At 47.6% G+C, this 24,405-nt stretch carries 20 protein-coding genes; 4 read left to right on the top strand and 16 right to left on the bottom strand.

The genetic code is table 11. The features are described 5' to 3' along the window. Positions 1 to 45 precede the first annotated feature (45 nt). The 14 genes from CWI81_RS11135 to CWI81_RS11070 all read right to left on the bottom strand — a co-directional run bounded on the left by CWI81_RS11135 (position 46) and on the right by CWI81_RS11070 (position 17,662). On the bottom strand, positions 46 to 255 hold the full coding sequence (locus CWI81_RS11135) for a cold-shock protein (protein ID WP_105307555.1): 210 nt from the start codon (positions 253 to 255) through the stop codon (positions 46 to 48). A gap of 238 nt (positions 256 to 493) precedes the next feature. Continuing rightward, positions 494 to 1,408 (bottom strand): citrulline utilization hydrolase CtlX, encoded by a 915-nt coding sequence (gene ctlX, locus CWI81_RS11130; protein ID WP_126785389.1) that lies wholly within the window; start codon positions 1,406 to 1,408, stop codon positions 494 to 496. 18 nt (positions 1,409 to 1,426) lie between these two features. Next, a complete protein-coding gene (locus CWI81_RS11125) occupies positions 1,427 to 2,083 on the bottom strand; it encodes an epoxyqueuosine reductase QueH (RefSeq protein ID WP_126785388.1) in 657 nt (218 codons plus the stop codon). 94 nt (positions 2,084 to 2,177) lie between these two features. Then, positions 2,178 to 2,657, bottom strand: coding sequence for a nucleoside deaminase (locus tag CWI81_RS11120; protein WP_126785387.1), 480 nt, complete (start codon positions 2,655 to 2,657; stop codon positions 2,178 to 2,180). A 9-nt stretch (positions 2,658 to 2,666) separates the two neighbouring features. Continuing rightward, a complete protein-coding gene (locus tag CWI81_RS11115) occupies positions 2,667 to 3,374 on the bottom strand; it encodes a ZIP family metal transporter (protein ID WP_126785386.1) in 708 nt (235 codons plus the stop codon). A gap of 3 nt (positions 3,375 to 3,377) precedes the next feature. Further along, positions 3,378 to 4,658: an anti-phage deoxyguanosine triphosphatase gene (locus CWI81_RS11110; RefSeq protein ID WP_126785385.1), complete on the bottom strand. Its 1,281-nt coding sequence runs from the start codon at positions 4,656 to 4,658 to the stop codon at positions 3,378 to 3,380. A gap of 109 nt (positions 4,659 to 4,767) precedes the next feature. Next, complete coding sequence (locus CWI81_RS11105) at positions 4,768 to 5,166, bottom strand: type II toxin-antitoxin system YafO family toxin (protein WP_126785384.1); 399 nt, start codon at positions 5,164 to 5,166, stop codon at positions 4,768 to 4,770. Further along, positions 5,163 to 5,456 (bottom strand): type I toxin-antitoxin system antitoxin YafN, encoded by a 294-nt coding sequence (gene yafN, locus CWI81_RS11100; RefSeq protein WP_126785383.1) that lies wholly within the window; start codon positions 5,454 to 5,456, stop codon positions 5,163 to 5,165. Before yafN ends, CWI81_RS11105 begins: the two co-directional genes overlap by 4 nt. A 93-nt stretch (positions 5,457 to 5,549) precedes the next feature. Further along, positions 5,550 to 6,611, bottom strand: coding sequence for an alpha/beta hydrolase (locus CWI81_RS11095; protein ID WP_241970424.1), 1,062 nt, complete (start codon positions 6,609 to 6,611; stop codon positions 5,550 to 5,552). Between the two features lie 215 nt (positions 6,612 to 6,826). Further along, positions 6,827 to 7,672 carry an HNH endonuclease gene (locus tag CWI81_RS11090; protein WP_157983307.1) on the bottom strand — a complete coding sequence of 282 codons (846 nt, stop codon included), beginning with the start codon at positions 7,670 to 7,672 and terminating at the stop codon, positions 6,827 to 6,829. Between the two features lie 42 nt (positions 7,673 to 7,714). Then, entirely contained in the window at positions 7,715 to 9,604 is a 1,890-nt protein-coding gene (recD, locus tag CWI81_RS11085; RefSeq protein ID WP_126785380.1) for an exodeoxyribonuclease V subunit alpha, read from the bottom strand. Next, positions 9,601 to 13,275 carry an exodeoxyribonuclease V subunit beta gene (recB, locus tag CWI81_RS11080; protein ID WP_126785379.1) on the bottom strand — a complete coding sequence of 1,225 codons (3,675 nt, stop codon included), beginning with the start codon at positions 13,273 to 13,275 and terminating at the stop codon, positions 9,601 to 9,603. Before recB ends, recD begins: the two co-directional genes overlap by 4 nt. After that, entirely contained in the window at positions 13,275 to 16,736 is a 3,462-nt protein-coding gene (gene recC, locus CWI81_RS11075) for an exodeoxyribonuclease V subunit gamma (protein ID WP_126785378.1), read from the bottom strand. The genes recB and recC overlap by 1 nt, the downstream gene beginning before the upstream one ends. A gap of 32 nt (positions 16,737 to 16,768) precedes the next feature. Continuing rightward, positions 16,769 to 17,662, bottom strand: coding sequence for a glycosyltransferase family A protein (locus tag CWI81_RS11070; protein WP_126785377.1), 894 nt, complete (start codon positions 17,660 to 17,662; stop codon positions 16,769 to 16,771). Between the two features lie 125 nt (positions 17,663 to 17,787). On the opposite strand from CWI81_RS11070, the gene CWI81_RS11065 reads away from it, so the two are divergent. Both CWI81_RS11065 and CWI81_RS11060 read left to right on the top strand, forming a co-directional pair. Further along, positions 17,788 to 18,660 carry a hypothetical protein gene (locus CWI81_RS11065; RefSeq protein ID WP_126785376.1) on the top strand — a complete coding sequence of 291 codons (873 nt, stop codon included), beginning with the start codon at positions 17,788 to 17,790 and terminating at the stop codon, positions 18,658 to 18,660. 68 nt (positions 18,661 to 18,728) lie between these two features. Then, positions 18,729 to 19,841 carry a sensor domain-containing diguanylate cyclase gene (locus CWI81_RS11060; protein ID WP_126785375.1) on the top strand — a complete coding sequence of 371 codons (1,113 nt, stop codon included), beginning with the start codon at positions 18,729 to 18,731 and terminating at the stop codon, positions 19,839 to 19,841. A 3-nt stretch (positions 19,842 to 19,844) separates the two neighbouring features. Here the strand turns inward: CWI81_RS11060 and CWI81_RS11055 are convergent, their stop codons facing one another. Next, the gene (locus CWI81_RS11055) at positions 19,845 to 20,579 is read right to left on the bottom strand and encodes a DUF2306 domain-containing protein (protein ID WP_126785374.1); all 735 of its coding nucleotides are present in this window, start codon (positions 20,577 to 20,579) and stop codon (positions 19,845 to 19,847) included. A 129-nt stretch (positions 20,580 to 20,708) separates the two neighbouring features. Between CWI81_RS11055 and CWI81_RS11050 the strand changes: the two genes are divergently transcribed. Then, entirely contained in the window at positions 20,709 to 21,872 is a 1,164-nt protein-coding gene (locus CWI81_RS11050; RefSeq protein ID WP_126785373.1) for a sensor histidine kinase, read from the top strand. After that, positions 21,865 to 22,506, top strand: a complete 642-nt coding sequence (locus CWI81_RS11045; protein ID WP_126785372.1) for a response regulator transcription factor — start codon at positions 21,865 to 21,867, stop codon at positions 22,504 to 22,506. The genes CWI81_RS11050 and CWI81_RS11045 overlap by 8 nt, the downstream gene beginning before the upstream one ends. Here the strand turns inward: CWI81_RS11045 and CWI81_RS11040 are convergent. Continuing rightward, positions 22,492 to 24,351, bottom strand: a complete 1,860-nt coding sequence (locus tag CWI81_RS11040; protein WP_126785371.1) for a DUF885 domain-containing protein — start codon at positions 24,349 to 24,351, stop codon at positions 22,492 to 22,494. The genes CWI81_RS11045 and CWI81_RS11040 overlap by 15 nt on opposite strands. Positions 24,352 to 24,405: the final 54 nt, after the last annotated feature.

The following is a 24,405-nucleotide window of genomic DNA, read 5'->3' as shown; positions in this document are numbered from 1 at the left end:
CTCTTCATAATTTTTTTAGCTTAGTTAAAAGCTAGTCCAGACGCATTACAGCGCTTGGATGTTCTCAGCTTGAGGACCTTTAGGACCCTGGGTTACTGAGAAAGAAACGCGTTGGCCTTCGGTCAGCGTCTTGAAACCATCGCTAACGATAGCGCTAAAGTGAGCAAATACGTCTGCGCCACCTTGCTGCTCGATAAAACCAAAACCTTTTGCTTCGTTAAACCACTTAACAACACCATTTACTGAATTAGACATAATAATATCCTGAAATTTTAAATTTATAAAAGTACCGAAACGGGCCTGGCCCTGGGACGGTGATCATGCGGGGTAAAAAATGAAACTTAAAACTTACAGGACGAAGGTATTGTTGCCGTGAAGACTTGAATGCTACGTAGTGCGTGTTTAACTAACTGTTTCTTATCCAACGCCGCCTAATGTACGCGCTTTAAAAATAATGTCAAATTATATTTTCAATTAATTTTATAAAAGTGGTTTATATACGATTAAGCGGCGGAAATACCTGGGCCAGCATGCAACGGATAGAACCTCCGCCCAGCTCCAGAGTAGGAACCGCAATAGGCACCAGCTCGACAAAACGCTCTAATTGCTGTCTGTTATCTACTGTTAGTGATCGGTAACCGGTGTCAGAAATCGCCAAAAGTTTTTGTCCTTCTGCTTCCAGCTCTAGTGTATTGCCGACAAAGTTTTCGATTTCTTGCTCTGACAAAGCGATCAATGTTTTTCCCGACTGCTCAACGGTATTGATCAACATCCGTCGCTGCTGCTCATTACGGATCATCTCTACCGAAGCCATTACAAAGTCAGTCCCAACCGCCATCAGCACATTGGTGTGGTAAACCGGCTGGCCGTCCTGGCTGGTGGCATCAAAGACTATCGGCTGGTAATCAATCTGCTTGCACAGCTGTTGCAGTGCCGTTTCGTCCATTCGGTTAGAACGAGCAGCATAGGCCAGCTTATTAGTGTGATCGAACACAATAGACCCCGTGCCTTCTAAAAACAGGTCTTCGCGCTCTAACTCACTCAAGTCGACCCGTTTGTTGTAGCCATATTTCTGCTGTAAAAAGTCGATAATATCCGAACGACGTTCTTTTCGGCGGTTATTGCAATACATCGGATACAAAACCAGCTCACCGCTGCTATGCGTGCTGAACCAGTTATTGGGAAATACCGAGTCGGGTGTTTCAGTTCCTCTGTCCTCGAACAAATGAACGGTGACACCTTTGTTGGCTAAAATCTCCGCCGCACCAGTGACTTCCGCGTAAGCCTTTTTAGCGACATCCGTACCCTCCGCAGCCAACGACTGAAAGGCGTTATCCGCAACGGTTTCCGGGTTAGACGCAAAATGGTGCGGACGCACCATAACCACTGTATCTGAAGACTGTTTCATCACTTACTGAGCAGCTCCTTAATCGTTGGTGTAATACTCAACCCCAATTTGGATGCGGTCGCGCCCATTCTTTAAGCGCCAGCGGTTGGTATCCCGCAGAGAATAAACACAGCCACAATATTCCTGCTGATAGAACCGTTCGCGTTTAGCAATTTCTACCATCCGGGCGGAGCCGCCTTGTTTGCGCCAGTTAAAGGTCCAGTAATGCAGTCCCTCGTAGGGTGCCACCGCGCGCTGACCACAGTCATTAATCTGTTCCATATTCTTCCAGCGTGAAATGCCAAGACAACTGGTAATGGTGTCGAAGCCGTTTTCATGCGCATACAATGCAGTACGCTCAAAGCGCATATCAAAACATTCGGTACAACGCTTGCCTCGTTCCGGCTCCCATTCAAGCCCTTTCACCCGCTCAAACCAGTTCTTACTGTCATAGTCACAGTCAATAAAATCAACGCCAAGCTTCTCAGCAAAGCGGATGTTCTCTTCTTTACGCAGTAAGTATTCTCGTTCTGGATGAATGTTTGGATTATAAAAGAAAATCGTAAACTTTATGCCAGCTTCCGCCATTCGCTCCATAACTTCGCCTGAACAGGGCGCGCAGCAGGAGTGAAGCAACACATGATCAGATCCCGTTGGCGTTTCTAGTACTATCGATTCTTGCTTACCTTTCGCCATAACGTTGCCTTTTGTGGCTGGAATTTGAGCGAATTATAGCTGAAATGATTCTGGGAGAGATCCCTTGCCAGATAAAAAGCTATGATTACCGAGCTTAACCAGTCTTGCTGCTGATATAACGTTTATGCAACTGGTACATTTGCGGCAGTAAATCGTCAATCGGACCTTCGACTTCCAATTCAGGCACTACGTCACTGATGGGCAGCTGTTTAACTCGCGAGCCACTCAAACCGAACTCTTGATGCCAGGCCGTTAAGTGCTGGGTGGAGTGAATATAAACCACTTTACCGAGCTCCGCCCAACCGTGTGCGGCCGAACACATTGGGCAATGCTCTCCGGATGTGTACATCACGGTTTTTTTGCGCTGCTCCAGCGATAAATTTTCGGCAGCCCAGCGGGCTAATTCAATCTCAGGGTGATAGGTCTTAGCAACCGTATTAACCCGGTTACGGTCCTCGCGCAAAACCGTACCCATCGCATCGACCAGTACCGACCCAAATGGCGCATCTCCAGCATTCAGAGCCTCTTCTGCAAGCTCCACGCAGCGTGAAAGATGCTGATCAACTGTATTCATAGAAACTCCTTAGCCCAGCAGTTGCTTCACTAACATACCCAAAGTAAAGCCGAATACCGCCCCTAAAGCCGGCGTCCAGTGGCGACGCATTCTTGCTTGCGGAGCAATGTCCTGAAATACCAGGTAAAGGATACCGCCAGCTGCAAAACTCATGATCATTGCAGTAACTTGAGACGCATCGCTTAACCACAAGTAGCCCGACAAAGCTGCCAGCGGTCCGAAAAAGGATACGCCGAACAAACCCACTAACGCTGTTTTCGAACTGAGCTGTGCAAACTTAAGCTCCCGATAAGAGTTAAAGCCTTCCGGGAAGTTTTGCGCTGCAATAAAAATAGCCAGTAATAGGCCAGTTGACGGACTCGCAACAAACAACGCGCCTAACGATATCGCTTCGGGTATAAAGTCCAGCAGCATCGCCATAAATTGTGCAACATTACCGTTGCGCCGAGCGAGCCACGCATCGGCAATACTAGTCACTATACCGCCCAGTAAAAAGCACAACGTAACCTGCCAGACACCTAAATGTTTGAGCCCTTCGGGTACCAATGCAAAAGCAACGGCCGCCATCAAAATACCGCCGCCGAACGCGTTAACACCATGCACTAATTCGCGCTTGCCCATGGTATTGGCACTGCCTTCAATGTGCGCTATTGCGCCCCCTAGAAGGGCTGTTAAACCTGCACCCCAGGCAATCAGCAGCATCCAATACACATTCATAGGTTATACCCGCTCTATGGCCGAACCTTCAAAGGGATTAAACAACCGGTTATACAGCTTAACCGCATAATTATCGGTCATACCCGAAATGTAATCGCAGATGACCCGGTTCGGGTTTTCAGCTGACTGATACTTCTCCAGCGTGGACGGTTGCAGCAATTGCTCCGGATTTGCGCCTAAGGCATTAAATAGCTTCATAATCATTGCCTGGCCTTTGTATTCCATCGCTTTCACCGATGCGCTACGAATCACGTGTTTAAAAACAAAGTCTTTTAGTACCGTCAACGTGTGCTCAATATCGTCAGGCAACCGCGCTTGCAGGTCCAGATAAGGGGAATGGAACCGTTGTTGCTGAAAAATTTCGATATGCGGAATAAAGTGACCAATTAATAAACTGATCGCATGTTTGCGTGATCGGCTCTCACCGGAAAATAACTTGTCCGTGTAAAAGTCAGCATTCTTGGCGATAATACTGTCCGTTAGCACCTTTTTTAATACATCTTCACGCCATTGGCGTTCTGTTACTAAGTTCAGCGCCAGCGCATCCTCTAAGTCATGGACTCCATAGGAGATATCATCTGCCAACTCCATGATCGAGGTATCGAACGCTTTAAACTGTGACTTTCGTTTATCCTTCTGCTCTTTTACTGAACGGAAAATATCCGTATCTTCATTTGTAAACGGCTCAAGCACCCAGCTAAGGACATCCTGTTCGTCATCATGAATGCATTTAGGCGGCTTAAAATCAGCGACAGGGGAGTCACTGGTTAGCTGTTGCGAGGCCACTTCGCGATACAACACAGGATACTTCAACACCCCAAGTAAAGTGCGCCGGGTTAAATCGAGCCCATCATCATCGGAGTATTCACCCAGCTTAGAAATAATACGCAGCGTTTGCCCATTGCCCTCGAATCCGCCGTGCCGGTGCATCGCGTAATTCAGCGCTACTTCCCCACCATGGCCGAACGGAGGATGGCCAATATCGTGCGCCAGGCAAATAGCTTCTATTTGAAAAAATGAAGGGATATGCTGCGAAATACTCTGATTATTAGCGTATTTTTGCTTTAACTTCTCGCAAATGCCCGACCCAATTTGCGCTACTTCCATGGTATGGGTTAGTCGCGTGCGGTAAAAATCGCTCTGCCCAACACCCAACACCTGGGTTTTAGCCTGCAGCCGCCGAAACGCCGACGAATGAATAATCCGCGCTCGATCGCGCTGCGCATCACTATCCGGCGTCGCGGCATTAAAGCTTGTGGTCTTTCCTGAACGGCGTTGCAGCATATCGTTAAAGTATTATTGGTTTATTAATACTTTACAGCAAAACAAATTTTTATGGGTTTGCCCAGCATAAATAACACGGCTTTGTTGGTCTTGTCGCGGCAGGTGAATTTTAATACCGATTACGGAATTTTTCTGCCATTATTCCTAGAGGTAGCATGATCGCACTGCTCCATGCTTTGTTGTGAGCAGGAGGATCAAGAATTATCATAAGCAAATAGCAGTTGGGCGTCATAGCTGCCGGACAATAGACTAAGTGCGTATCGCTTTTCTTAGCAAACTGAATGCAATGCAAAGGCCAAGGCTCATCGGGATCTTGTAGATGCAAATGCATTACTTCGTTGTCACGAAGAACCGGAAAGGTATCTGGATGATCGTAACGTTCATCGCGCCCGAAAAAGTCAGGCACGCCCTCGCCGCTTTTATAACGCTTAAAGTCTTTTACTAATGCATCCAGCTCAATATCAATTAATTGCTGACGAATCTGTTTGCTTTTAAAAACCCGAATCACTCTTCAAAGTCATCCAGATCAGACTTTTTCGCTTCAGCTAAAAGCTTCTCTGCTTCGGCGCTAATAGCCTTTAGCCTCGCTGCCGTCGGCCTAAAAAGGGACTCTACTTTAGGGTTACAGGCTTCCAACTGGCGCACCATAGCTTCAAATAACTCTGCGCCCACCATATAACCAGCGGTTTTATTGTGGGAAAGTACTGCCACAGGCTCAGCCTCAAAATACTGGCAGGGGTGCTTGCGCACGTCACTGGCAGAGACCGTTTTTTCAGCCAATATAGTTTGTGTGTTCATACTTTACCTCACCACTTTTATACCTATTGACCAAATTATAGCCATAAAACATACGCAATTACAAACAAAATAATATACATAAATATGTACAATTTATCTTTCTGTCTGCTTTTTCAGATCACTATTCTGCGCTTCAATTTCACTGATGTATTTTGACTGATGCTCGCGTGCGAAGTGTAAGGCTTTATTCGAAGCTTTTAGCGCACTTTCGTTGTTGTCATTCATAGAATAAACCGTTGCCAGGCTGTCCCACAGGATTTCTGATTGGTCGAATACCTCGACGCCCCTCTCGAGGATAGCCTGCCCCCAGTCAACTTTGCCTTCATAAGCGGCTTTTAGACCATAGACGTTGTACTGATGAACCGACATAGGGAAGTCATAACCAACAGCCTTGTCGTAATTAGCATAGAACGCCTGCAACTGATCCAACGACTTAATCTCGATGTTCGGCACTGCATTAAAGCCGCGAAAAACCGATTTAAGCCCCTCCACATTGCCAATTAGCGGCGTGCTGTCATGGGTTTCGTTGGGGAACTGCTTTGACTCCCAGTTAAAAATCGATTCCGGCTTCGCTTCCAGCGCATTCAATAAACGCTCATAGCTCTCTGCCATTTCATTGGGCTCATTCGCCATACTAACGAACCAGCGTACCGGCGGCTTTTCTGACTCTTGTTTCGCCAATTTTATGTCTTTTATAAGCGTAAATTCATCCCACCAAAGGCTTGGGCTCACCGATATTGAAGCGTTGATAAAGTCCGAATGATGAGTCGCCAGATAACTGGTGTACAGTCCCGACAGCGAGTGCCCAGTGACTACCGTGTAAGTCGACACTCTATACTTGTTTTGTAACTCAGGCAGAAGTTCATCTCTTAAAAAACGGGTATACTGCTCAGCACCGCCAGAGCGTCCTTCATAGCCTTCTATTTCGGTATGGGTAAAGTGCTTTAGGCGATTCTTGGCGCTGATCCCAACAACCATCATTTCCGGCACGATAGAAAATGTACTTAGAAAATTAACGTTACCCGCTATATGTTCAAACTGGGTTGACCCGTCCATAACCAGCAGCACCGGGTACTGAAAACTGTCTGAATGGTTATAACTTTCAGGCAAAGCAACTCGCGCCGTAATCCCTTCATCAAGGAGCTTAGATTCCATCGTGAAGATTTCGGAAGCATGCACGCTGACAGCGGTGAATAGAACGAATAGAAAGACAAATAAACGGTTTAAGCTTTTAAACGAAAAAGACATGAGATCAGTAAGTTACTGGGTAGTGGGGGTATATTAGAACTATTTTCGGGGTGGGGCAATTGAAGGTCAGTAAGGCGAGCGTATTGCGGCTGATTTGTAGTTATTAACTTTTAACAACTGTTTTAAATATGCTTAAAAATAACATCCCTATGATACTCAAGGTAGTTACTTGTTCTAATAGGAAGCTCTCGCAACTTCATAGCGGAATCGATTCCCATTTTCTGATATTCCCATGAGGCCAGTTGACTAGAGAGAACTATCTTTTTATTTTGTCTAAAGGTAACAATTCCTTTATCAAACAACAGGTCTAATGCGGGAGTTAGAAGTAAACCATTGTAGGCGTCGAGCTTTTCACCATTAGAACTCAACCTCCATGGCTTAATATGTGACGCCAGAAGTACGTCCTGTTTCTTGATACCTGTAACAGAGCATGACTGCCACCTCTGAATCAACTGCCTTCGAAAATGCTGTTGCCCCAAACGAGCATTAATTATTATTTCCCGTTTTGTTTCTGAAACAAAAGTTTGGGGGTCAATCCCGGGTTCTTTTAATTCGTTTTCGTCAAATAACGCATACTCGTTTATTAGAAATTGAAATTCACTCGGTTTATCTTTTTTTTCTTTGAATTGGATTAAAGTTAATAATCCCAAGTAAGTGAAAGGGTCGCGATGGTGATCACGGTAAAACAAATGAACTTCATCAGCGTTTACGTGAGCATTTGCTATTCTTTTGTCATTTAAATGCCCTTTTTCTCCTTCCCAATAAAGAACATCACCTAATATATGATCATCATATGGTGTGGAGTCGTCACGCTTATCATGGGTCACAAACAGAATAATAATATTCGCATTAGCCGGCGTGAAAACGCCTCTAGCTATAGCTTGCGGCCCACCTAGCCCCCATATATCAGTTAACTGAGGCCGTGTGTAGGCTTTATTAATCGCAATATTTTTGAAAGAAATAGGCACCGCTCTAACCTTCAAGATTGTACGAAATTTCTTACCTAGAAATTAGCATGCTTTACTGTTTAGTCCTAATGCAAACATCCCCACCAAACTCAACCGCTCCTTAGCCCGGGTTATCCCGGTATACAGCAGCTCTTTGCTTAGTACTGGGCTGTCGTGGTCGGGCAGTACCATCACGGTGTGTTTGAATTCAGAGCCTTGAGATTTATGCACGGTCATGGCGTACACGGTTTCTATGTGGGTTAGGCGGCTTGGCAGTACCCAGCGCACACCGTGCTCTTGATCAGGGAAGGCGACCCTTAGATGGCCGTGTTCGGGGTCTTTCAGGGCTATGCCAATATCCCCGTTGTTTAGCTTCAGTCCGTAATCGTTTTTGGTGACCATCACAGGCCGGCCTTCGTACCAACTATTGGCGTTTACGCCGAGTATGTCGCCGACTTTTTGGTTAACCGCTTTTACGCCCCAGGGTCCTTCGCGCAGGGCGGTCAGGATTTGGAAGTCAGTATTGGCATCCAGCACCGCCTTGGCGTAGTCGTCAAAATGGTTAAACGACTCGAGTCGTGGACTCGAGCGACTGCCTCGCACCAATTCTGTAAATTCGGGAGCATCGAGACTGTTAACCTCATAAAGCTGAACCGAGTGCTCATCGTCCGCATTCCTGGCCTGCTCTAGCTCCTGTTGCACAGCCGCGTCATCCTGGCGGTTAATGGCGTTAGCAAGATCGGCAATAGGCCCGAAAAAGCGGTAGCTTTTACGGAATTTAACAACATGTTGCAGACGTCGCTCGCCGTTGTCGTCAATTAACTCTGTCGGAAAATCAGCTATGTCTGCTACCTGCTGCAACCATTGGGCCGTTTCGGTATGGTAGTATCCCTGGTCAGCTCCGCTGCACAAGTTACCGAGCACCGCGCCAGCCTCTACAGAAGCCAACTGATCTTTATCGCCGATAAGCACCAGCCGCGCCTGTTTTGGTGTGGCTTTTAGCAGTGCCGTCATCATTTCAATGTCTATCATGGAAGCTTCGTCGACAATGACGACGTCAGTACGCAGTGGGTTGTCGGCATGGTGTTTAAAAGTGCGCGAATTCGGCTTTACTCCCAGTAAGCGGTGCAGGGTTTTACCTTCGGGCTTTATTGAATCTAACGCGTCTTTCAGGCTGGCAAGTTTTGCATCACCGCGCAGTGTATCCAACTCACTTTCTATGGATTCGGTGAGCCGTGCGGCAGCCTTGCCCGTAGGTGCTGCCAGCGACACGCGCAACGGCGGTAAGCCAAGGAATAAGGTCTGATGCTGCAACGCCGTTAGCAAGCGCACCACAGTGTAGGTCTTACCGGTACCGGGGCCACCGGTAATAACACTAAAACGGTTGCGCACGGTATTGGCGCAAGCCACCCGCTGCCAGTTAATGTCGCCGTTGTTGCCATTGCCAGCCTGACCAAACAGTTTCGCCAATGTACTTTTCAGCAAGTCATCATTGGTAACGGGGCGGTCACTCATACGCAGCTGTAAGTCACGCTCAATAAAAGCTTCGTATTGCCAGTAGCGACGCAAATACAGTTTACCGCCGGTTAATACCAGTGGTTGATTTCCGTTGCCTTCAACATCTACGCAGTGGCTTTGGGTTAAAGCGGTTTCTAAATTAACACCAAACTGCCGAAACAAACCCCCGGGAGCAGTACAGTTTGGCGAGTAACGGTTTTCAGGGGGTAAATTCAGTACGCTTTCCGGCTCGGTCTGCAACGCATTCATGTTAACACTAGTATGCCCGCGGCCAGCTTCATGTGAGGCGCATGCCGCTGCCAGCAAGACTTCGTTACGAGCTTCTCCCGCTTGCTGCAAAAACTCAACAAAGGCCAGATCTATTGAGCGTATCCAGCCGGCATCGCGCCACTCGCGCAATTCGTCAAAAAGCGTGTTCAAGGTAGTGTCTGTCATACCCGTTCCTCACCCGCAAACAGTGTATCCAGCTGCTCGATAAGTTGCCGCGGTGGCCGGTCAAAGAAGGCTCCGCTGGTTTCGGCCCTGTGCCCGCGCAAAAACAGATACACGGCGCCACCGACATGGGTATCGTAGTCGTATTCATTACCTAAACGTGCTTTTAACAGACGATGCAGCGCCAGCGTGTAAATCACGTACTGCAGGTCGTAGCGACTGTGTAAAATTTTCTGCCGCATGGCTTGCTCGGTATAGGCATGATCGTCTTCGCCCAACCAGTTGGATTTATAATCCGCGACGTAATACTGACCGTTAACTTCAAACACCAAATCGATAAAGCCCTTTAGCATACCGTTTAGTAGATTGGGTTCCAGCGCAGGTCGCTCATGCCCGACAAGAATGTGTTCACAGACCAGCGCATCGAGCGTTTGGGCATTGACCTGGCTGGCACCAAACCAAAACTCTGGCTCGGCTTTATACTGGTTCAGCACACTTAAACTAACGGTGTCATCATTGTTGCTTAGCGGAAACTCACTATGTAAATAAGCATCTAACCAGTGCTCCAGACTATTTTGATGTTCCTGCCAGTAAGGGCTGACACAAAACCGCTGTACCAACTCTGAGCGTTCACCGGCGTCATTCGCTATTTGCGCAAAGCCAATATTCGCCGACTCTTCCAACAAATTATGCAAAAAGGTACCCGGCCCCGCGCCTTTGGGAAGATGATGGATGCTGTCCTGGCTCGGCTGCTCGGCACTGGCTACTTGTATATCATCATCGTCGCGCTCGTCTAATAAATTCATTTCGTCTGGCGACTGCGGTGCCTGTTCACTTTTTGTCACGGCTCCTTCGAACTTGAGCGCACTGTAACTGGCCACCCACCAGCGTTCCAGTTTGCGATCGGCAGGCATGCTACGTGGTGTCAGCTTCGGCGTTGTTTGCTCCTGCTCTAGCGCGCGAACTAAAGGCTCGTCGTCTTCCAGCCGGGTTAACTGTGTGTGCGCCGGCTGTTGCCAACGTTCGCTGACTTCGTTGTACAGTTCGTCGGCGGGAGATGCACCACCGTTCAGCAAATAGAATAGGGGATTATTCCGATGCTCTTTCATTGTCTCAAGAGCAATGAAAGTGGCGTATTGCGCACGAGTCACCGCTACGTACATTTTACGCAAGTCTTCAGCTAGTATTTCATCACTTAGCCGCTGCTTATTGTCGTCGTCTTTCGACCAAAGTACTTGCAGCTGACCATTTTCTTCGTGATATACCGCAGGTGGCTTTACCCGGTAGGCTTCCGCCTGGGTGTAAGCTGCAAAGGGCATGAACACCAACGGATACTGCAAACCTTTGGATTTATGGATGGTGATAATTTTGATCAGTTCATCGTCGCTTTCCAGGCGCAGTTGCTGCTCATCACTCTGGGTACGGCTGTTGCTGCCAAAACCATGACGCTCATTCACTTGCTCAGCAAAGTGATTAACCAACGCAGGAGTTCCATCCAGCACCATGCTTTGTTGTTGCAGCAGTTCGGCAATGTGCAATACGTCGGAGAGTTGTCGCTCGCCTTGTATCCGGTCTTCCAGCAATTTAGCCGGTACCTGATAGTCATGCAGCAGGCTCTGCAGCATTGCCAATACACCCTGCCGCTGCCACTGGTCATGATAACTTAAAAACTGTTCGACCCGCCGTTCCCATTGCTGTTCGTCGCTGTGGATATACTCCAGCTCTGACAACGGCAGACCAAGTAACTGAGTGGCTAACGCACTGCGTATCAGCGACGGGTCGCGTGGCTCAGCACAAGCGCTTATCAGCGCCAGTAGATCCTTTGCGACACGCTGGGCAAACACCGACTCCCGGTCTGACAGGTAAACACTCTTCAGCCCACGGTCGCTTAACGCCTTTTTAATCGTATTGGCTTCGTTAAAGTTATTCACCAACACGGCGATGTCGCTGGTTTTTACCCGCTGCTCAAGCTGCCCTTCGCCATTGTAATAACCGGCTTGTGGGTCATTTAGCAGTGACGCCATGAGATTGGCATGATGATTCGCAGCTGCCCGGAAGAAATCATTTTTATTACGCTGTTCCTGATCGGATACTGACCACAGCAATGCCGGGGCTGTTTTAAGGTTGCTGGATAACAAACAGTGCTTAAAGGTGTGCTTAAGTCCATTCGCTGCTACTCGGTTAAAGGGCAGCTGATTGTCATTGTCGGTTTTAAACAGAAAGGCTCCACGCGGCAATTGTTCTGCGCGCTCGAACAGAACATTTACACTGTCGACCATAGCCTGCGATGACCGAAAGTTTCGTGCCAAATTGTAGTGCCGACCTGCAGTATCACGGCGGGCTTTTAAATAGGTGTAGATATCAGCGTTTCGGAAGCTGTAAATCGCCTGTTTTGGATCACCAATAAGAAAAATCCCGGTTCCCGCGTGTGGCTCTGCCAGATTATAGATGCGGTTAAAGATCTCGTACTGTACCGGATCCGTATCCTGAAATTCGTCTACCATGGCTACCGGATACTGCTTCCGGATAGCCGCTGCCAAGGCTTCGCCGCTGGGGCCTTTCAACGCATCACGTAAGCGCGTCAGCATATCGTCATGGCCCATTTCGGCGCGCTGATTTTGCAGCTCTGCAAAACGGTGGCTCACCCAAGCGGCGGCATGTTGTTTTACTTTTGCCAGTTCTTCCTGCTGCTTTACCTTACTTTGCTTTATGCGTTCCTGTAGCCCACCCAAAGCGTTCCACTCGGCCGACATACCGCCAAGTTTCGTATCCGCAAATTTTTGCAACTCGTCAGTGCTGATATTTTTCCAGTTAGCGGCTGTGGCATCAGGTTCAACCAACTCAGGATCCGCGCACCAGTCCGCAAATTTCTGGAATTGTTTGAGCTTAGTGGCCACCCCCTTAACCTGAGAGGCTTGAACAATCAAATCTTGCACGATAGGGCCAATTTCTTGCTTTATTGTAGCCATTCGTTGCTTATGCGCGCTTTCTGCCTCTTCCAGTAAGCTGTGCAAATCACCATCCATCGGTGCCTGGCCACTTTTGCTCAAACTGTAGGTAAGTCCTAATAACGCTTCCGGTGACTTAAAGTCCTCCAACAACCGGGCACTTAGCTCGGCGTCTGCCGGGTAAATAAATCGTCGAAAGTAATCTTCGGCCGCCTGCAGGCGCAGCTCTTCATTGTCAGTTTCAACGTCCTGGCTGAACAGACTCCCACTAGCAAAAGCATGTTCTTTAAGCATCGACTGACACCAGCCATGGATCGTTTTTACCGCAGCTTCGTCCATTGACTGCGAGGCTAAGTCCAGCAGTCGCGCTAAATGCATCAGATTCTGCTGCTGTTTAACGCAGTCCTCTCGCAAACTGGCCAAAAATGGGTCGCTCTGCACTGACTCAGGATCTCGAAAATAGGCAGCAGCCTCCGCTAAACGGGCTCGAATTCTATCGCTTAGCTCCTCAGTGGCGGCTTTGGTAAAGGTCATCACCAAGATGTTTTTCGGCACTAATTCACGTTCAAAGCTGGTTTCGCTGGACCCATGCCCAATCACCAGACGTACATAAAGCGCGGCAATGGTGTAAGTTTTTCCGGTACCAGCACTTGCTTCAATCAGACGGCTACCGCTCAGCGGAAAGTCGAGCGGGTTCTCTAACGTATGAGACAACACATGGTTCATTATTTTGCCTCCGCCACCAGAGTTAACCGCATGGGATCATAAAGCTCGTCGATAAAGCGCCTAAAATGCAGTGACGCTGCAATCGCGTCATAATTTTCGGCAACACGACCACAGTAATCACTTTGGGTCGCCAGCGCCGGATCATTAAAGCCATCTTCCTCGTATTTTTTTCGAGCGGCGTCATGCGCTAACTGTTCATCTTGTTCATTCTTGTCTATCGCAGTTAGCCAAGTCATGGCGACATCCAGATGCATTGGTTGCGGTCGTTGCACCGATAACTCCACCAGCTCCAGTAATTGCTCAAGTTGTTGTACAGCCAACTCTGCCGGCACCGGAGCTACCTGTAGTCGGCATCCGCCTTTCGAGATGATTGCAAGCCGCGTCGGTTGCTGCAAGTTCAGCAGTAACAGTCCTATGTAATAAGCACTGGCATGCTTCCAGCCTCCGCTGTTGATGCCTTTGCCATTTTTAGCAGCAATATTGCTGGCGGAGGTAACTACCCACAAGCGATCACCGTTGTCGGTAGTATGAACACCGGTAACAGTGTCGTCGATGACCAACCCTTGATGCTCAAAACCCACCTCTAACGGAAATTGATTGACCCCTGAGTAGCCAGCAATGCTCTGTTGATAAGTTTCCAGTATCTCTTGCGACTGCTCTAATAAGTGCAGCCCGTTTTGCTCGGCTATTGCGCCAATACCTAACGCGCCCTCTCGCTTTAGCCGATTTAATTCTTTTAGTAGCGTCGCTTCTGTGCCTGCTCCAGTTAGTAACGCTGTTTTACCCGCATCAATTAAGCGTGAGGTTAACGTCCAGTTCTGCAGACTATCCATGATGAAAGCCTCACTATCATCAAGATCTTCGCTTTTGCGGCTGAAGTACGTATCCAGCTTCCAGTTAAAATACAGCCGCGCAGGCTCTTCGATAAAGCGCTTTAGGTCATTAATACTGAGGGTTCGATCCAGCTCGTGCTCGGTTGTCGCCTGCGCAGTCGTCGTGGATTTACCAACAACTCCCTGATAAGCCCGGGACCACTCGTTGGCATAAGTAAAATATTCAACACTTTGTTGGTTAAAATACGCTGGGTTAAACGGCTGTAACTTATGCTCTACAGTCAGTGTGTCAATATCGACATCCCAGCCTTGCGCCAGATGGTCACGCAACTGCGCGACTAAAACTGACGGCGTTCGCTCGCTGTTGTCTTTAGCGCTATAACCAACCCAACTTAGGTAGAAACAATCTCGTGCGGACAACATGGCTTCGAGAAATAAGTATCGGTCATCATCACGGCGCGACCGATCGCCGGGCCGATAGCGGTCCGTCATTAAATCAAAGTCGACACGGGGCGTGGTACGCGGGTAGTCACTCTCGTTCATCCCCAAAACACAAACATACTTAAACGGAATAGCACGCATCGGCATTAACGTCGCAAAGTTAACTGCGCCAGCTAAAAAGCGTTGGTTCAAGTTTTGCTGATCGACCCGTTCTAACCAGGCATCTTTAAATATTGGTAAGCGCAGCGCCGACTCATTATCCGACTCTACGCAAATGTCCCGTAACTGATACAGTTCGTCACTCAGTTTGGCAAGCAGTAAGCGATCACTATCGTCTTCGTCAGCAAAAAACTGGCCGAGTAACCATTCGCCCTGAGCGACCCATTCGGGAAGTGTTTGCGTGCCCTGAGCACGCTGCCACCACTGCTCCAGTGTGCGCACCAGATCGGCCAGACAACCGACTAAAGCGGCACTTAGTCCGGCCACCTCGGTGTAGGGTTCAACATCGGCCCACGGTGAACCATCTCCGGTATCGTCAGCAGACAACTCGCCCATAGCATAGCCAGCAATCATCCGTTTTAAACCAAACCACCAACTGTTGGTTTGTTCGTCAGCAGGCATAAAAAACTGTTCGCGCTGCAGTCCATTAAGGCCCCAGCGCGCTCCTGCGTCTTTTACCCAGCGTTTTAGCTGGGGCAGGTCATCGTCGCCGATATCAAAGCGCTGCTGCACTGCCGGCACTGACAGCAAATTAAACAAGTCGGTTTGCGTAAAGCGTAACTGGTCAACTTGCAGCAGTAGCTCCAGCGCTATCATTAGCGGCCGTTGATGCCGCTCTCCCTGATCGGCAATGGTATAGGGAATCGCTCGCGGGTCGCGATCACCAAAGCGACTCTGGTAACGACCAAATACTGCATCAATGTACGGCGCGTAAGTGTTTACGTCAGGCAGCATGACCATGATATCGCGCGGCTTTAACTGTGGATCGTTGGCAAAGGCGTCCAATAACTGGTCATGCAGCACTTCCAGTTCGCGCTGAGGGCTGTGACAAACCTGAAACCGGATCGACTTGTCTGTCGCAGTTGGCTTAGGCCAAAGCTCTCGAGTCTCCTGCAGCGGCCGCAGATTTAAAATATCGTCTTGCAACTGGGCTAATAAATGGTCAGTAGGGTGCGGCTCGAACAGCTCCAGCTTGATGGTGTTAAAGGCTTCCTGTTTAGCCAGGGTTTCGTCGTATAAATCCAGTAGGCGGATATAGTCTCGGCCCTGCTTACCCCACGAGGCCAACAAGGGGTGCGCCAGCTGATGCAATTCGTCATCATTGGGTTCTTCTGGTAAATCGGGCTTATGCCGCAACCGGGAAGACGCTCTGACTGCCTGCCGCAAAGCCTCTTTGCCATCAACAATATCCGCCCAATGGTATTGAGAAGGGTTATGCACACATAACAAAATTTGGGTGTAACCTTTTATCGCATCCAGCACCTGCAACATCTGTTGCGGCAATGATGAAATGCCAAACACTACCACCCTTGGTGGCAAGCCATCAGGGCGTTCACTCAAAGCCTGCGCCGTATCAATAAAACGCTGATGTAATTCGGCACGGTTATTCCAGTAATCATCAATGCCAATGTCATTACTGACGGCACGCCACAACTCCGGTTGCCATAATTGCTCCGAGTCCACTGGCTGGCCCTGCTCCATTATGTCATTTCCGCGAACCCAGCTATCCAGCCAATCCGCCCGGTACACGGCGTACTGGTCAAACAGGTCTGCCAACCGCCCACTCAGCTGGTACAGCTTACGGCCATCGTGATCGTCGGATGTATAGTGTTTAAGTGGTGCAAAATGCGGATTGTGCTTAATAAGCTCGGGCAGTATGCGCATTAAGCGCCAGGTCAAACGGTCCTTATCAAACGGGGAGGTTTTGGGAATATCATTACCAAGTACCGCTCGATATGCTTTCCATTGGAAACGAGCCGGCAGGGTCACATCAATCATCGCGGCAATGCCATTAGCCTGCGCTAAATTAATTTTCAGCCATTGGGCGATACCGTTGCTTTGTACTAGAACGGTTTCCTGCTCAAGCGGCGGCAGCGGGTAATTCTGAGTGAATGTAACCGCCACATCTGTCAGGTCTTCCAACCGGTGGCCATGAGCCACAATAAATCCGGAGGTTAGTTCACTCACTGGCAAAACTCCTTTTACGCCGTTTTTAAAACTTAACGAGCGAGCAGTTTATCTTTAATTCTACGATTCATCTCACGGATTTTCGATAGCAATGAGCCGGATGTATAACGGCCTTTCTCGACGTGGCGTATAATACCTACGTCGGCTACATTTATTGGTTCTCCATGAGTGCCGAGCAGCCACCGAAAAGCTCTGTCTTCGTAGGTTTTTACCCAGCGCTCTTTAGGTTGCTGGTAACAAGCAAGCTGGTCGCAGTATCCATATTCCCGGGCAATAGAGCCGTGTACAATTTGAACGGGCCCAGTCGCTTTCTCAAAGGTATGTGTATTTACACTATCCTGTTCTAAGCAATCTTTAGCGTTATAGTCATCGCATGTTAAAAAGTCATTATCTTTTTCTAGCAAGGAAGTTCTTTTTACAGACCCTGGAAAAACCAAGATACTCTGTTGTCCGGTCAACTCGCGCTCCAGCGAACTAAATGTATTTTTACCAAAAACAAGATCGCAGTCGGTGAACCAGATCCAGTCGGCAGAGGTGTTCTTGGCGGCTTGATTGCGGCCTATCGCGCGGCGTAGCAAGGCATTTTTGTTTAATTGTACAAAGTTCCAGTTAATATTTTGGTGGCTGATAGCTTTGTATTGCTCCAGCAGCTTAACCGTTGCCTGGTCTTCCTCGCTGTAAAAAACAGTAAGCGTTATAATTAGCTGTTCAGGAGCATAATCAATCAGCGACTGTAACTGATAACTCAGCAGATGTGAGTAGTTCCAGCAATGACTTACAATCTCCAGCGTTTCGGGGGCAGCGGCTGGCATGGCAAGTTTGTTTGATTTAGGTACATTGCATATCCAGCGCGCCGGAAAAAAACCGGAAGCAGCAAAACGAAGTGCAAACTCCTGCAACCTAAAAAAGCTCTCTTTTAACGCCATGAATTAACCTATTTAGTGGCCGGGCAGTAATGTATATTAGTTTGTCAGGGTACACTAATCTGGTTTATACCTTAACCAAGATATAACATAAATTATGGCGGTGGTTTGATTTTTATGGGGTTATTTTGAGCATTTTAAATTATATAAAATACCGCTGGTTGCGTAAGTATAAGTCGTTTAAGGGTCGCTCGTTAAAGAAAAGCGCGGCGCAGTTAGTTGAGACCGCATGGCAGCAACAAGCGACGTCACCCGGCGACCACAGGCTGCCAGCATCATTAATGATTAATCTAACTTCATTCCCGAAGCGCTATAAAAATCTTCACTTAACGATTAAGTCGTTGTTGCTACAGGACATCAAACCTGACAGCGTTAACCTTTGGCTGTATCAAGAAGACATCAAGGAACTACCTGAAGCGGTGAAACAGCTCGAAAACAAAGGTCTTTCCATCATTGCAGTTGAAGACGACAGCCGCTCCTATAAAAAGTTAATTCCCGCGCTCAACCAGTATCCAGACGCTTTTCATGTAACGGCAGATGATGATATTTACTATCGACCAGACTGGTTATCAACGCTAGTAGCCGGTTTTTCAGGAAACTACAACGAAATCCTATGCTGGCGGGCGCACTATTTAACAAAAGATGCTCGCGGAAAACCCAAACCGTACAGAAAGTGGCATCCAAAAACTGAGGTTCGGGGACCTGATTCAAGACTGTTTTTTACCAGCGGAGCTGGAGTTCTGTTTCCACCGGGAAGCTTGCCCAATACCGCGAAAGATTTGTCGCTCGCTTTAAAACTGGCTCCTTATGCGGATGATCTGTGGTGGTATATTATGGCTCGCCTAAACGGCAGCCGAATAACCCGGGTAGGCGACAACCCCGCATTAATCAATTGGCCAGACAGCAGAGAAGGTTCTTTATGGCAATTTAATAAACAACCCGAACTTGGCAATGATGCTCAACTGAACCGTTTAATTTCATATTTTCAGATAAATTTATAAAAGTGCGCTATATTTACGATAATCGTTATATATGGTTAAATAGTAACCAGCTCAACGATAGGGAAGTTATGAAAGCGCATAACAATAATGATAGCGATTCTTTCGATCAGCTTTTATCCCAGTTATCGACACGTCTCATTAATAGTGAGCCTGACGAAACGCAAAGCTGTACCGCTGAGGTCATTGCGGCGTTTGGCCATTATGTTAATGCCGATCGATGCTATGTTTTCGAGTTCGATCCAGAGATTCAACGGATGAATAACACCCACGAATGGGTGCGCAACGATTTTTCTGCACATATCGACGACCTACAAAATATTTCTGCGGGCGACTTACCGTTTTTCTTCAACCAGATGCGTAACAATTTTCGGTTTATAATCGACGACGTCGAAACGCTACCGAAAGATGCCAGCAACGAATATGCTGAGTTCCAGCGTGAAAGTATCAAGTCGGTCATTTGCATTGGTTTAGTCGCCCATCAAAAATTACTCGGTTTTGTCGGTTGCGATATGATTCGCCAAAAACACCGCTGGACTCAGGAAGATATTCAGCGATTGAGTTTGGTATCCGACATGCTGGCAAACTCTCTTGAGCGACAAAATACCTACCAAAAACTGATTGAAACACAGCGCCAGTTAGAAGAAGCCAATTTAAAATTACAAGCTCAAGCTACCCAAGACGGGTTGACCGCTATCGCTAATCGCAGGGCGCTAGATGAAAAGCTCGAGAGCGAAGTAAAGCGAGCCAAGCGCCAGCGCACAGGCATAGCAGTGTTACTGATTGATATTGACCATTTTAAACCCTATAACGACTACTATGGCCATTTAAAAGGCGATGCGGTGCTACGGTCCGTTGCAGAATGCTTGTCAAATATCATGCAGCGTAGCACTGATTTTGTTGCTCGTTACGGTGGCGAAGAGTTTGCTGTTGTTATGTCGACTGATTCAGCTTGGCAAGCTCTGCGCAAAGCCAATGAGCTACTCGATGCTATCGAAAGTTTAGAAATAGAACATAAAAAGTCCTCTACTGAACCTTACGTTACCGTTAGTATTGGTGGTTACTTTGAGCAACCTTCTATCGACAGCGATATTCCAAATGCAATCAAACGGTTATTGGATAATGCCGACAAAGGTCTCTACCAGGCTAAGTCTGACGGTCGCAACTGTATCCGCTTTCGTTAATCCTTAGGCCACCGCCTGAGCGCTATATTTTCGAGTCCAGAAATGAATCGCTATGCCACCCAATAGCCCTGGCAAAATCCAGAAAACCAGCTGCCACTGCCCAAGTTCGGCCAGCACATGCCGTGCACCGAAAGCAAAAAAAGCCGTGTATACCGCAATACCAGAGCCACACATTGAACTTAAGTGCTCAATTAACCAGCGTTTTGGTGCTACCTGCTTAGCATAGGCATAGTGCAAAACCTGAAGCGCACTAACCATACTGAAAGTTGAGAATACGTAACCCAGCACCTTATTGCCGATGCCATTAACAGTAAATCCGAACAGTACAATTGATGACAACAACAGCGCTATGGGCGCACACAAGTGGTACCAGCGCCTTGCCAAACTCCGGTCATACTTGGTTTTTAGCGCTAACACTGCTTGGTTGACTGCGGTGTAGGTTAGTAATGACAACACTAATAACAACGTCCAAAACCCATAAATATTCATTTTTAATTGCTCGGGATTCTTACTGTTCACGAACCAATCCGCTTTAAAGTAAGTGGGTGCAGCAAGAACCATTACCGACATGATAATAGCCGAGACCGCGACGGTATACATGATAGCAACGTACACGCGCCCAAACCGCCGATGGTTAAGACCACCTTTGCGGGTAGTTACCGGAACCCAGAATATAATCATTGCGATAACACCGGCAACGATATGCAAGTAAAGCAGAGTCGAATGAACGGTCAACATAATATTTCTCCTTATTTGAGACCTATTATGCTAGCCATATTTACTATCTTACGAAGGTGCCAGAAGTCACCTTTTTTAACGTGACTTTTGGCCTATTGTAGCGAGCGCTAATAGTGGCATACTGGCTCAATGAAACTTTCAATATTAAAACGCTTGGCCGATTCTGATTACGGCGTTGACCGCTGGGTAGCAGTGCTGACCTGGGGGCTTTTGGCAGTCTTTTGTTTATATTTTCTGGGACAACGCGATAGCTCTCCAGTCGCCAGTGTGCACTGGAATGTTGCAGCGTTAAGCTTTTTACTGTTTTACCTCTGTTTTCACTTTGCCACTCGCGATACACCATTGCCGAAAGAGCCGTGGCTGCGCATTGCATTGGTTACAGCTCAATTTGTTTTAGTTGTTTCGCTGTTTTTATTAGTACCCTATAACTTTGTCGCTATATTAATGGTTTTATGGGCCGCTCAACTGCCTTATTTTATGCCGTTAAATAAAGCTATTGCGTTATCTCCGCTAATTGCTTTACCCCATTTTTTGGTTTATCAGTTTTTTTGGCAGGACAGCTATGCCTGGCTTTCTGCAGCACTATTCTGGACCTTCATTATATTCTCAATGACGATGATGGGAACGCAGCTAAGAGAAGCTCGAGCTCGCGAGAATGAACAACGCATAAACCGTGAATTAAGGGCGACGCAAGCCTTACTGGCTGAAGCCAGCAAACAAAATGAGCGAACCCGAATAGCGAGAAATATTCATGATCTACTCGGCCATCACCTAACCGCGTTGTCCATCAACTTGCAGGTCGCAGAGCGAAAAACAGAAGGCGACACTAAAGCGCTGATAGCCAAAAGCCGTAGCATTGCACAATTACTACTTTCTGATGTTCGCGAGGCCGTATCGACGATTAGAGAATCAGAGTCGATCAATATTAGTAACGCGCTTGACGCACTGCATGTCGACGTTCCTGGTAAAACTATTGTCATTGAATGTCCCTCCTCGCTCTCTATCAATGATATTGATACGGCTGAGGCTATTATCGCCATGGTGCAGGAATCGTTAACTAATTTTTTGCGTCATTCCAGTGGCGATACGTTCACTGCCGATATTAAACATCATGACGATCAGATTCACATTGCTATTCGCGATAACGGTCTGGCAGCTAAACCTGTCGATGAGGGTAATGGCCTGCAAGGCCTAAGAGAGCGAATTACTTTGGCTGGAGGTTGGCTATCCTATTCGTTCGACCAAGGCATGTCTTTAGATGCGGTATTACCTTCGGATCGTCGTCATGATTAGAGTGCTACTGGTCGATGATCAAACACTGGTCCGGCAGGGCTTAAGAAGCTTATTGGAAATCAGTGACCATGTCAGCGTCGTCGGCGAAGCTGAAAATGGCGAAGCCGCTGTGCAAGAGGCGCGGCGCTTAACACCAGACGTGGTGCTAATGGACATTCGGATGCCGATAATGGACGGGGTTGAAGCTGTTTCTGTATTGGCACAGGAAGTCCCAAGTTTGCCGGTATTAATGCTAACTACCTTTGATGACCATAGCTCCATCATGGCCTCTATTCAGGCCGGGGCAAAAGGCTATTTACTCAAAGATGTCTCACTTGAAACGCTGGTCGACGCCATTGAATCGCTACACCGTGGGGAATCCTGGATTCAACCGGTTGTGACCGAGCGCATTATCAAAGGACTACATTCGGTACGCCCGCAAACACAAGAAGCTGCATTAATAGAGCCATTATCCGAAAAAGAACTGGCGGTACTCAGGTTAATCGCGGCCGGTCTCAGCAATCAGGAAATTGCCGAGGCGCTGTTTAAGTCAACCGGAACCGTTAAAAATCAAGTATCGAGCTTAATGGCAAAGCTCGGTGTGCGAGATCGCACCCGAGCCGTTTTAAAAGCCATTGAACTAGGATTGCTGTGAAGCCACCCATTGCTCGACTCGACGTTCTAGTATATGCAGAGGCAAGGCGCCGCCACCCAGAACTGTGTCGTGGAAACCACGAATATCAAACTTATCGCCTAAAGCCTGCTTAGCCTGTTCACGCAATTCTAGAATTTTAATCATGCCCACTTTATAAGCGGTTGCCTGACCTGGCATTACTAAATAACGGCGAACCTCTGAACGCACCGCGCCTTCAGCGATGGGCGTATATTTCTCAAAATATTTAACCGCATCTTCTTCTGTCCAACCTTTAGCATGCATACCGGTATCCACAACCAAACGTACCGCCCGCCAAATTTCAGTAATTAAACGACCAAAGTTAGAGTACGGGTCTTGATAAGCCCCCATTTCTTTAGCCAGCTGTTCTGAATAAAGACCCCAGCCCTCACTGTAAACGGTAAAGCCAGCCTGCGTGCGAAACTCTGGCACTGACTCCAGCTCCTGCGCAATTGAAATTTGCATGTGATGTCCCGGGCTGCCTTCGTGGTAAGCGATGGCTTCCATTTCGTTTTTAGGCATTGCCTTCATATCAGACAAATGTGCGTAATAAACCCCCGGACGCGATCCATCGGGCGTTCCCGGGTAGTAATGTTGAGCAGCCCCGTCCTGCTCACGGAAAGGCTCAACTCGCTTAACCACGAGATCCGCCTTGGGTAAAATACCGAAATATTCCGGTAACTTTTCGTCAATAAAGTCTAAATACTTCTGAGAATCTTCGATATACATCTCTGCACCTTCATCATTGTCCGGGTAGAAAAACCGGTCGTTGGTGCGGATAAAGGTAAAGAACTCCTGAAGACTGCCATCAAAATCAACTTGCTCTTTAATCTTCAGCATTTCTTTATTCAGTCGTTCGACTTCTTCCAGGCCTAGCTGATGAATTTCGTCAGCCGTCATGTCGGTGGTCGTGTAGTTTTTCAGCATGGCATTATAGTAGTCGACACCACCATCAAACCGGTGAACCCCGGTAGCAATTTCCGGTGTGTTTTCTCTATCTTTCTCGAAGAATGTAATAATTTGCTCGTAGGCAGGCATCACTCGCTTGTATAACACGTCACTTGCCTGCGCCTTTAAAGCGCTAGCAGTGTCTTGTTCAATCTCTCGTTTATCAACCAGCGCCTCAATTTTTTTATTCGCATCAGCCATAAACGCCGAGTCTTCACCTTCGGTAAACGGAGCTCCGGTAATTACCTTTTCCGATTCTTTTATAATAAGGTCATAGGCAAACCGTGGGGCTCGAATCCCCTGTTCCACTTGCATTTGAGCACGTTCAAGCAATTGCTCTAAGGCTCGTGAAGCTTCACCTAAGCGGCTAATATAGGCATCCATGTCGGCTTTGCTATCCACTCGATGAAAATTGAGCATAAACTGTGGCATAAAGGTATGAGCGCCACGCATTTGATCAAAGACATAATCGTATTTACGAAACTCTGCATTTCGTTTGGCTTGTTCGTACTGATAGACCCAAACGTCATATGAGGTCTTGGCCTCATTGCTTAACTTACTGTAGTCAAACTTTGCTTTTAGCTCTTCAACGCTGTTAGCCATCCATTTCAGGCGTTCTTTTTCAGCTTCGATACTCATATCATCGACTTCGCCATAACGTTCTTTTTTACCCAAAAACGTCATCTGCATCGGGCTTTGTTTAAGCTGTTGCTGGTACTTCTCGTCAAACCAGGCGTTTAATCGTTCAGTTTCAGACTGCTGCTGCATCTCAGCAGTATTTTGTTGATTATCTGTTTGCGTTTGATTTTGCGAGTCGGCCGGTTGGCCACAGCCTGCAAGCAGGCCGGCTAACGCCAAAGCAACGAGAGAATGTTTCATGCTAGTACCTTTATAGTTGTGAGTATTCGTCAGCAAGGAGGAAGAAAAACTATA

The sequence above is a fragment of the Idiomarina seosinensis genome, assembly GCF_003987275.1.
Classification (GTDB): domain Bacteria; phylum Pseudomonadota; class Gammaproteobacteria; order Enterobacterales; family Alteromonadaceae; genus Idiomarina; species Idiomarina seosinensis.
Note: the sequence above shows the minus strand (reverse complement) of the source record. Positions and strands in the feature narration are given on the sequence as shown.

Coding starts and splice junctions, on each gene's coding strand:
- CWI81_RS11070 (WP_126785377.1), bottom strand. CDS start 17,662: ATGGCGTTAAAAGAGAGCTTTTTTAGGTTGCAGGAGTTTGCACTTCGT.
- ctlX (WP_126785389.1), bottom strand. CDS start 1,408: ATGAAACAGTCTTCAGATACAGTGGTTATGGTGCGTCCGCACCATTTT.
- yafN (WP_126785383.1), bottom strand. CDS start 5,456: ATGAACACACAAACTATATTGGCTGAAAAAACGGTCTCTGCCAGTGAC.
- CWI81_RS11125 (WP_126785388.1), bottom strand. CDS start 2,083: ATGGCGAAAGGTAAGCAAGAATCGATAGTACTAGAAACGCCAACGGGA.
- CWI81_RS11110 (WP_126785385.1), bottom strand. CDS start 4,658: ATGCTGCAACGCCGTTCAGGAAAGACCACAAGCTTTAATGCCGCGACG.
- recB (WP_126785379.1), bottom strand. CDS start 13,275: ATGAACCATGTGTTGTCTCATACGTTAGAGAACCCGCTCGACTTTCCG.
- CWI81_RS11095 (WP_241970424.1), bottom strand. CDS start 6,611: ATGGAATCTAAGCTCCTTGATGAAGGGATTACGGCGCGAGTTGCTTTG.
- CWI81_RS11135 (WP_105307555.1), bottom strand. CDS start 255: ATGTCTAATTCAGTAAATGGTGTTGTTAAGTGGTTTAACGAAGCAAAA.
- CWI81_RS11115 (WP_126785386.1), bottom strand. CDS start 3,374: ATGAATGTGTATTGGATGCTGCTGATTGCCTGGGGTGCAGGTTTAACA.
- CWI81_RS11050 (WP_126785373.1), top strand. CDS start 20,709: ATGAAACTTTCAATATTAAAACGCTTGGCCGATTCTGATTACGGCGTT.
- CWI81_RS11060 (WP_126785375.1), top strand. CDS start 18,729: ATGAAAGCGCATAACAATAATGATAGCGATTCTTTCGATCAGCTTTTA.
- CWI81_RS11120 (WP_126785387.1), bottom strand. CDS start 2,657: ATGAATACAGTTGATCAGCATCTTTCACGCTGCGTGGAGCTTGCAGAA.
- CWI81_RS11040 (WP_126785371.1), bottom strand. CDS start 24,351: ATGAAACATTCTCTCGTTGCTTTGGCGTTAGCCGGCCTGCTTGCAGGC.
- CWI81_RS11055 (WP_126785374.1), bottom strand. CDS start 20,579: ATGTTGACCGTTCATTCGACTCTGCTTTACTTGCATATCGTTGCCGGT.
- recD (WP_126785380.1), bottom strand. CDS start 9,604: ATGACAGACACTACCTTGAACACGCTTTTTGACGAATTGCGCGAGTGG.
- CWI81_RS11045 (WP_126785372.1), top strand. CDS start 21,865: ATGATTAGAGTGCTACTGGTCGATGATCAAACACTGGTCCGGCAGGGC.